This is a genomic window from Polaribacter sp., from assembly GCF_965656025.1.
GTDB lineage: Bacteria > Bacteroidota > Bacteroidia > Flavobacteriales > Flavobacteriaceae > Polaribacter.
Genome location: NZ_CBFHJT010000089.1, coordinates 1 through 9,714, shown reverse-complemented (window position 1 = coordinate 9,714; position 9,714 = coordinate 1). Strand labels below are relative to the sequence as shown.

General features: G+C 31.2%; 7 protein-coding genes. 6 read left to right on the top strand and 1 reads right to left on the bottom strand.

The genetic code is table 11. From position 1 onward, the window contains the following. From ACTG3S_RS13220 to ACTG3S_RS13195, 6 genes are all read left to right on the top strand, one after another. The coding region (locus ACTG3S_RS13220) for a T9SS type B sorting domain-containing protein (protein WP_439129811.1) at positions 1-765 on the top strand (765 nt) is incomplete at its 5' end. A gap of 111 nt (positions 766-876) precedes the next feature. Further along, on the top strand, positions 877-2,520 hold the full coding sequence (locus ACTG3S_RS13215) for an acyl-CoA carboxylase subunit beta (protein ID WP_439129810.1): 1,644 nt from the start codon (positions 877-879) through the stop codon (positions 2,518-2,520). 14 nt (positions 2,521-2,534) lie between these two features. After that, positions 2,535-3,410: a hypothetical protein gene (locus ACTG3S_RS13210; RefSeq protein WP_439129809.1), complete on the top strand. Its 876-nt coding sequence runs from the start codon at positions 2,535-2,537 to the stop codon at positions 3,408-3,410. 91 nt (positions 3,411-3,501) lie between these two features. Beyond that, the gene (gene pta / locus ACTG3S_RS13205) at positions 3,502-5,595 is read left to right on the top strand and encodes a phosphate acetyltransferase (protein ID WP_439129808.1); all 2,094 of its coding nucleotides are present in this window, start codon (positions 3,502-3,504) and stop codon (positions 5,593-5,595) included. Positions 5,596-5,597: 2 nt separating this feature from the next. After that, a complete protein-coding gene (locus ACTG3S_RS13200; protein WP_439129807.1) occupies positions 5,598-6,782 on the top strand; it encodes an acetate/propionate family kinase in 1,185 nt (394 codons plus the stop codon). A 75-nt stretch (positions 6,783-6,857) separates the two neighbouring features. Continuing rightward, complete coding sequence (locus tag ACTG3S_RS13195) at positions 6,858-7,583, top strand: YebC/PmpR family DNA-binding transcriptional regulator (RefSeq protein ID WP_439129806.1); 726 nt, start codon at positions 6,858-6,860, stop codon at positions 7,581-7,583. 40 nt (positions 7,584-7,623) lie between these two features. Here ACTG3S_RS13195 and ACTG3S_RS13190 read toward each other — a convergent pair whose 3' ends face one another. Then, positions 7,624-9,702 carry a YfbK domain-containing protein gene (locus ACTG3S_RS13190; RefSeq protein WP_439129812.1) on the bottom strand — a complete coding sequence of 693 codons (2,079 nt, stop codon included), beginning with the start codon at positions 9,700-9,702 and terminating at the stop codon, positions 7,624-7,626. Positions 9,703-9,714: the final 12 nt, after the last annotated feature.

The window sequence follows — 9,714 nt, the reverse complement described above, 5'->3', positions numbered from 1 at the left end:
CAAATTATTTGTTTGAATGATACGCCTTTAACCATTGGAGTAGAAAATCCTGCAGAGGTATATACCTACGAATGGAAAAATGCAGCAGGAACTATAATTAGTTTTGCAGAAACAGCAGATGTTACAGAGGGTGGCAACTACACTGTTACTGCAACTACCACCAATGGCACCAATTGTACTAGAGTTGAAACTATTGTGGTGAATGAATCGAATCCTGCAACATTGCTTTCTAGCTTTGTAACCATTGTAGATGAGGGAAATATTATCGGTAGTGATGCCAATTTATCCATCTCTATAGATACTATAAATAACGATTTAGGTCCTGGTGATTATCAATTTGCATTAAGAAACGATGATGAAAGCACCACGACTCCATTTCAAGATGAACCTTTGTTTGAAAACTTAGAAGGTGGTATTTACACCATTATTGTAAACGATAAAAATGGTTGTGTACCAGATGCTACTTTACAAGTTTCTGTCATTCAATTTCCAAAGTTTTTTACACCAAATGGCGATGGCAGAAATGATACTTGGGCTGTAAAAGGCGCTAATAAAACATTTTATCCAAATAGTAGTATCAATATTTTTAACAGATATGGTAAGTTAGTTGCGCAAGTACCTATAGACTCGCAAGGTTGGAATGGTACTTACAATGGTAAACTATTAACTTCAGACGATTATTGGTACAACATTACACTAATTCCTGCTGATAACACAAAGCAAACCATAAATAAAAAAGGAAATTTTTCTTTATTAAGAAAATAATAAGCAATTTCGTTTCAAATTTTAAGAAACATTTATGGAATTATAAAAAAACTCAACAAGGGTTTCACAACATAATTTCTTAATTTAGCAAAAACTTAGATATAATTTCCTATGGATTTAAACTTCAATAAAAACGAAGATTATAACAAATTACTTGCTTCAGATTTAAGAAAAAAATTTGCAAAAGTAAAATTAGGTGGTGGTCAAAAAAGAATTGACAAACATCATGAAAAAGGAAAACTAACCGCAAGAGAACGTATTGATTATTTATTAGATTCAAATGCTAAATCTATAGAAATAGGTGCATTTGCTGGTGAAGATATGTATGCAGAACATGGAGGCTGTCCTTCGGGGGGCGTTGTTGTTAAAATCGGTTACATTAAAGGAAAACAATTTATTGTTGTGGCTAATGATGCCACTGTAAAAGCTGGAGCGTGGTTTCCTATTACTGGAAAAAAGAATTTACGCGCTCAAGAAATATCCATAGAAAATAAATTACCAATTATTTATTTGGTAGACTCTGCTGGGGTTTATTTACCAATGCAAGACGAAATTTTTCCAGATAAAGAACATTTTGGACGAATTTTTAGAAACAATGCTGTGATGAGTTCTATGGGAATTACTCAAATCTCTGCAGTAATGGGCAGTTGTGTTGCTGGTGGCGCTTACTTACCAATTATGAGTGATGAAGCAATGATTGTTGACAAAACAGCAAGTATTTTTCTTGCAGGAAGTTACTTGGTAAAAGCAGCCATAGGAGAATCTATAGATAATGAAACATTAGGTGGTGCAACTACACATTGCGAAATTTCTGGAGTAACAGACTACAAGGCAAAAGACGACAAAGATGCACTTGATAAAATAAAATTTATAGTTGATAAAATTGGCGATCATGACAAAGCTGGTTTTAGTAAAACGGAATCTTATCCACCAAAAGAAAACGAAGACGATATTTTTGGAATTTTACCAAGAGAAAGAAACGCACAATATGATATGTTAGAAATCATTAGTCGTTTAGTAGATAATTCAGAATTTGAACAATACAAAGAAGGTTATGGAAAAACCATTTTAACGGGTTATGCCAGAATTGATGGTTGGGCAGTGGGTATTGTTGCCAACCAACGTAAATTGGTAAAAACAACAGCTTCTAAAACAAAACCTACAGAAATGCAATTTGGTGGTGTAATCTATAATGATTCTGCAGATAAAGCAACACGCTTTATAGCCAACTGTAATCAGAAAAAAATACCTTTAGTATTCTTACAAGATGTTACTGGTTTTATGGTAGGTAGCAAATCAGAACATGGTGGAATTATAAAAGATGGTGCAAAAATGGTAAATGCAGTGAGCAATTCTGTAGTGCCGAAATTTACCATTGTAATTGGTAATTCTTATGGCGCAGGTAATTATGCTATGTGTGGTAAAGCCTATGACCCAAGATTAATTGTTGCATGGCCAAGTGCTGAGTTGGCAGTTATGAGTGGGAATTCTGCTGCTAAAGTTTTGTTACAGATAGAAACAGCATCTCTAAAAAAGAAAGGCGAAAAAATTACACCAAAAAAAGAAGCTGAATTATTTGATAAAATAAAATCTAAATACGATAAGCAAATTTCTCCTTATTATGCAGCTGCAAGAATTTGGACAGATGCAGTAATCAATCCATTAGAAACAAGAACTTGGATTTCTATGGGAATTGAAGCTGCAAACCATGCTCCTATTGAGAAAAAATTTAACATGGGAGTTTTACAGGTTTAGATAAAATAACAGCTATGAAAAAGAAAAACATTTTATTTATACTCTTATTATCCTCTATTTATACATTTTCTCAAGTTGAAAGAAAAAAGAGACTTATTAAAATTGAAGACTTTAGAAAAAAATATCCAAATAAAAAATTAGATTTATCAACTCACTTTTTTCATATTTATAAAAAAGACACGTTAGTAGAAGACAATGATAAGAGATATTTAAATGCAAAATCCGTAGAGTATGAACCTAAAGATTCTTTATTTTTAGAGGTTTATAAAGATATTGTATATCAAAAATATCAAGTATCTGGTAATAAAAATCAGTACATGAAATTATGGAAAGAACCACTAAAAATTTATTTTGCGCCTTCTTTGAATCAATTTTATAGAAACAAAATAGAAGATGCAGCTAATAACTTATCTCAGAACATAGATTCCTTAGATATTAAGTTTGTAAATAACATTAATGCATCAAATTATATTATTTATCAATTAGATGAAAATAATTCTAAAAGATATTCTGATGACATAAATAATAATGAATATGTTAATTATTACATTAAATGGAATCGATCTAGAATTTATGATGCAAAATTAGAACTTAACCTAAATAAATATAAAAATGTTAATAGAGAGGTTAATGCCAATTTTTTACTTGTAAACTTTTACAAAACTTTAGGTCAATTTCATAATACATCAAAAGTTCCATGCGAAAGTGTCTTTTCTACTTGCAATTCAAATGAAAAAGAATTGACAGATTTTGATTTTGAAATTATTAAATATCAATATTCTTATGGAATTTGTAAGTTCACCAATTTAGAGGATTTCGAAAAGAATCATAGAATAGCTAAAGAGAGAATTAGTAGAGGTGAAAAAATGATATTTATGCATTTAGAATAAATGGGAATTAAATCAAAATAAATAATAAATGACTAATATCACAATTAGTCATTTTTTTATGCCCTATTTTTGTATCATAATACTATAAAACATGAGTAAAGCCATTTATATTGCTACTGTTGAATCTGACAGTGGTAAATCTTTAATTTCTTTAGGAATTTTAAGAATGATGTTAATTAAATCTGCCAAAGTAGGTTATTTTAGACCTATTATTAACGAATTTAATGAACATAGTTACGACGAACACACAAACACTGCCATCAATTTTTTTAATTTAGATATAGATTACAATGACTGTTTTGCTTATACGCAAAGTGAAGTTGTAGAATTGTTAAGCGAAGGAAAAGAGGATGATGTTATTCACAATGTCATCAAAAAATATAAAAAATTAGAAGCAAAATATGATTATGTTTTGGTAGAAGGTACCGATTTTTCTGGTGAAGGTGGCTTTACAGAATTAGACGTAAATTTAATGATTGCCAAAAATTTAGGCATTCCTGCATTGATAGTTGGCTCTGGAAATGGAAAGAAAAAGAAAGATTTTATCAACACCATGCAACTCTCCTACAATTCTTTTATTAATAAAGAAGTAGATGTTATTGGTATTATTGCCAATAAAATAGAAGAAGATGAAGTTGATTATATCCGAAAAGAATTAATAGATAGTTTTCCTGAGAAACTACAGATAGATATTATTCCTAAAGTTGATTTTTTAGCATATCCAACAGTAAAAGAAGTAGCACAAGCATTACATGGTAGGGTGCTTTTTGGCAATCAATTTTTAGAAAACGCAATTGGCAGCTATAGCACTGGTGCTATGCAACTTAGAAACTATTTAACCCGAATAAAAGAAAATGCATTAGTAATAACACCTGGGGATAGAGCCGATATTATTTTAGGGGCTTTACAAGCAAATGCTTCTAAAAACTACCCGAAAATTGCAGGTATTATTTTAACAGGATCTTTAGTGCCAGAAGAATCTATCATTAAATTAATAGAAGGTGTACAGTCTACAGTACCGATTATAGCTGTAGATGGAGGTACTTTTAATCTTACTAATAAAATTGGAGCTGTAAAATCTAAAATTTACGCAACTCACAATAAAAAAATATTACTCTCTTTAGATACTTTTGATAAATATGTAAATGCAGAAGGTTTAACCAATATTTTAACCTCTTATCATTCAGATAGATTAACACCTAGCATGTTTCAGTATAATTTGTTACAAAAAGCTAGAGCCCATAAAAAACATATTGTGTTGCCAGAAGGTGATGATGAAAGAATTATTAGAGCAGCAGCTCGTTTACAATTATTAGATATTGTAGACTTAACTTTATTGGGCGATAAAAGAACCATCCAATTAAAATGTGATCAAATAGGAATTCAGATAGATTTAGACAAAATAAATGTTTTAAATCCAGAAGATTCTATACATAATACAGATTTTGCAAACACGCTTTTTGATGCCAGAAAACACAAAGGAATGACAGAAACAACTGCTATGGATTTAACCAGAGATGTTTCTTATTATGGTACTTTAATGATTTTAAATGGTCTGGCAGATGGTATGGTTTCTGGTGCAGTACACACCACTATGCATACTATAAAACCAGCATTACAATTAATAAAAACAAAACCAGGTGTATCTGTAGTATCTTCTGTATTTTTTATGTGTTTGTCTGATAGAGTTTCTGTGATGGGAGATTGTGCGGTAAACCCAAATCCAAATGCAGAACAACTTTCAGAAATTGCCATTTCATCTGCATTGTCTGCAGAAGCTTTTGGTATAGAAGCCAAGGTTGCTATGCTTTCATACTCTTCTGGAAGTTCTGGTAAAGGTGAAGAAGTAGAAAAAGTTAGAAAAGCAACAGAATTGGCAAAAGCTAAAAAACCAGAATTAAAAATTGAAGGGCCTATACAATATGATGCTGCTGTAGACATGTCTGTTGCCAAAACAAAAATGCCAAATTCTAAGGTTGCTGGTCAAGCATCTGTATTAATTTTTCCAGATTTAAACACTGGTAACAATACCTACAAAGCCATACAAAGAGAAACTGGTGCTTTGGCTATTGGCCCCATGTTGCAAGGTTTAAACAAACCTGTAAACGATTTAAGTAGAGGCTGTACTGTAGACGATATTTTTAACACAGTTTTATTAACGGCAATTCAAGCAAATCAACAATAAACATGAATATTTTAGTATTAAACGCAGGTTCTTCTTCTTTAAAATATCAAGTGATTGAAATGCCCGCTAAACATGTAAAATGTGTTGGTTTGGTAGAAAGAATTGGTATGGATGATGCCATTTTTAATCACGATAAAGATGGAGAGGAATACCATGAAACACTACCCATTTTAAATCACAAAATTGGTTTGCAAAAAATTGCTGATGCTTTATTAGATGAAAAATTAGGGGTTATTAATAATGTTGAAGAAATTGAAGCTGTTGGACACAGAGTGGTTCATGGTGGTAATAAATTTGGCAAAACAGTAATAGTAACAGAAGATGTAAAAAACAATATTAAAGATCTTTTTGATTTAGCACCCTTACACAATCCTGCAAACTTAACAGGCATAGAAATTGCTGAAACTATTTTTACAAAAGCGAAGCAAATTGCTATTTTCGATACTTCCTTTCATCAAACAATGCCAAAAGAGGCGTATCAATATGCCATCCCAAACACCTATTTAGAAAAACATCATATTAGAGCCTATGGTTTTCATGGCACAAGCCACAAATATGTTTCTGAAAAAGCAATCGATTTTTTAAACAAAAAATCTTCAAACATTATTAGTATCCATTTAGGAAATGGTTGTAGCGTGTCTGCCATAAAAGATGGTAAAAGCATCGAAAATTCATTAGGTCTTGGCCCTATGAATGGTTTAATTATGGGAACACGTTGTGGAGATATAGACCAATCTGTTATTTTCTTTCTGATGAAAAAATTAGGCAAATCTTTAGAAGAAGTTAACAATTTACTCCAAAAACAATCGGGTATGCTAGGTTTAACTGGTTTTTCTGATTTAAGAGAAATTACAGAAAATGCAGCAGCAGGTAACAAAGAATGCCAAAACGGATTAGATTTAGCAGGTTACAGGATTCGTAAATATATAGGTAGTTACTCAGCCATTTTAAACGGTTTAGATGCTATTATTTTTACAGCAGGAATTGGAGAAAATTCGGCAGAAATGAGAAGATTGGCTTGTAAAGAATTAGATTTTTTAGGGATTGAATTAGATGAAGAAAAAAACAAAGTTCGATCAAAAGAAATAAGGGAAATACAAACACAAAATTCCAAAGTAAAAATTTTAGTAATTCCCACCAACGAAGAAATTGAAATAGCCAAACAGTCTTATCAGCTTTTAAAATAAAGAACCATCAAAAATTGTGAAAAACCACCTAAATATTTACATTTGTAAGCATTTTAATTAAAACGATTTATAGAAATGGGAAGAGCATTTGAGTTCAGGAAAGCTAGAAAAATGAAACGTTGGTCGGCAATGGCGAAAACATTTACCAGACTTGGTAAAGACATTGTAATGGCTGTTAAAGAAGGTGGCCCAAACCCAGATACTAACTCTCGCTTACGTGCTGTTATACAAAATGCAAAGGCTGCAAACATGCCTAAAGATAATGTAGAACGCGCTATAAAAAAAGCTTCTGATAAAGATACAGCAGATTATAAAGAGGTTTTATTTGAAGGATATGCGCCTCATGGAATTGCCGTTTTAATAGAGACTGCCACAGATAATAATAACAGAACTGTTGCCAATGTAAGAGCCGCATTTAATAAATGCGATGGTAATTTAGGAACCTCTGGTTCTGTAGTTTTTATGTTTGATCATACTTGTAATTTTACTGTTAAAAAGGAAGATATTACAATGGATATGGAAGAAATAGAACTTGAGTTGATAGATTTTGAAGTGGAAGAGATTTTTGATGATGAAGAAGGAGTGATTATTTATGCGCCATTTGAACAATTTGGAGCTTTACAATCTTATTTTGAAGAAAATAATATCGAAATTTTATCTTCTGGTTTTGAAAGAATACCTACAACTACCACAAAGTTAACAGAAGAACAACAAGCAGATGTTGACAAACTGTTAGAAAAACTAGAAGAAGATGATGATGTACAAAACGTATATCATTCTATGGAAAGTAACGAATCATAAATAAAAGGGGAGCATGCTCCCCTTTTATTTTACATGGTGTTTAAAATAAATTATCAGAAACACTTTTTACCAATCTTATAAATTCGGCTCTATAGCCTTCTTTATCTTCTCCTCTTCCTTTTTGTGCTAATTGTATAACATCTTCTAAAGTAGTATTGTTATAATAGTTAGATTTCTTTAATTGCATGCCAAACAAAGCTACTGAAGCTGCAAAATTCATATCTGTAGAACTTTCTACAACTTCATCATTTTGTACATGAACAATTTCTATACTATTGTTTTCTGATGGTTTTTTATAACGGAATTTTACCGTAAACAACTCCTTTGAATTATTAGTCGTATTTTTTGTGTATTTCAAATCAGATATTTCCTTTAAAAAATCACTTTTTACTCCCACAGGAATTACTTCGAACAAAGCAGTAACCTTATGCCCTGCGCCTAATTCTCCAGCATCTTTGGTATCATCTATAAAATCTTCGTCATTTAACAATCTATTTTCATAACCAATTAACCTGTAGGCTTGTACTTTATTGGGGTTGAATTCCACTTGAATTTTTACGTCTTTTGCAATAGTAAATAAAGTTCCGCCAAATTCTTGTCCAAATACTTTTTGAGCTTCTTGCATAGTATCTACATAGGCGTGATTTCCATTTCCTTTATTTGCTAAAATCTCTAATTTATCATCTTTATAATTGCCATACCCAAAACCTAATACAGATAAATACACACCTGTTTTTCTTTTTTCTTCTATTAATTTTTCTAGTTGATGCTTGCCTGTTCTACCCACATTAAAATCGCCATCTGTTGCTAAAATAACTCTATTATTACCTTTCTTTTTAAAGTTTTTTTCTGCTAATTTATACGCCAACTCTATACCTCTACCTCCAGCTGTAGAACCTCCAGATTCTAAATTATCTAAAGCTGCCATAATTTTTTCTTTGTATTTACCAGAAGTAGGTTTTAAAACTACACCTGCTGCACCAGCATATACTACAATAGCAACTTTATCTTGCTTTCTTAATTGATTTACCAATAATTTAAAAGCAGATTTTAAAAGAGGTAATTTATTAACACTTCCCATAGAACCAGAAACGTCTATTAAAAAAGTTAAGTTAGAGGCTGGTAAATTTTCTTGTAGATACTCTTTACCTTGTAAACCAATTCTAACTAATTTTGTGTTTTTATTCCAAGGTGTTTTTACAACTTCTGTAGCTATTGCAAAAGGATGCTTATCTGTTGGTTGTGCATAATTATAATCAAAATAATTTACCATTTCTTCTATTTTTACAGCATCAAAAGGTATTTTTTCTCCATTATTAATCATTCTTCTAATATTGCTGTAAGAAGCTTTATCTACATCAATAGAAAAAGTAGACAAAGGTGCTAGTGTGGCTCTTTTAAATTTATTTTCATGAATTTTCGCATACGATTCGTCATTTTCTATTCTGTAATTGCCTTTTTTGGTGGTGATTACAATACATCCATTTGATGCTGAATAACCAAATAGTTTTTTTGCTTTTGATGCTTTATAGACATTTACTTTCTCTAGTTCAGATTTATCAATATTCTTTACCAAACCTACATAACTATTCTGAATGGGCACACCATCTACAATATATAGAGGCTGATTTTTATTTTGTAATACATTACTTTCTTTAGCTATATTAGTATTGCTATTTGTTATTTTTACACCAGCAACCTGTCCTTTTAATGAATTAGATATCTTTTGATGTAAAGGATTGTATCTCTTTTGTGGACTTAACACTGCTGATGTTGAATACCCTCTAATTTTCACACCATACCCAACTACAACAATTTCATCTAGAGTTTGATTATCTGCAATCATTTTCACATTAATAGTAGCAGATTTACCAACCTTTTTTGCAACTTTTTTATAACCTAAATAACTAAAAACAAGTACATCTTTTTCAGATGCATTGATGGTGTATTTACCGTCAAAATCAGTTTGTGTACCATGGGTTGTTCCTTTTAGTGTTATAGAAACCCCTGGTAAACCTTGATTAGTTTCGTCTGAAACTATTCCTGTAATTTCTTTTTGTTGCGCGTTTGTTATTGACATTCCGAATATAAATAACAGATAAAATAAGTGTTTTGTCATCTTTGTGGTTTT

What these genes read in the sequence shown, in the direction of transcription:
- ACTG3S_RS13215 (WP_439129810.1), top strand. Translation starts at nt 877, where the DNA reads ATGGATTTAAACTTCAATAAAAACGAAGATTATAACAAATTACTTGCT.
- ACTG3S_RS13210 (WP_439129809.1), top strand. Translation starts at nt 2,535, where the DNA reads ATGAAAAAGAAAAACATTTTATTTATACTCTTATTATCCTCTATTTAT.
- pta (WP_439129808.1), top strand. Translation starts at nt 3,502, where the DNA reads ATGAGTAAAGCCATTTATATTGCTACTGTTGAATCTGACAGTGGTAAA.
- ACTG3S_RS13200 (WP_439129807.1), top strand. Translation starts at nt 5,598, where the DNA reads ATGAATATTTTAGTATTAAACGCAGGTTCTTCTTCTTTAAAATATCAA.
- ACTG3S_RS13195 (WP_439129806.1), top strand. Translation starts at nt 6,858, where the DNA reads ATGGGAAGAGCATTTGAGTTCAGGAAAGCTAGAAAAATGAAACGTTGG.
- ACTG3S_RS13190 (WP_439129812.1), bottom strand. Translation starts at nt 9,702, where the DNA reads ATGACAAAACACTTATTTTATCTGTTATTTATATTCGGAATGTCAATA.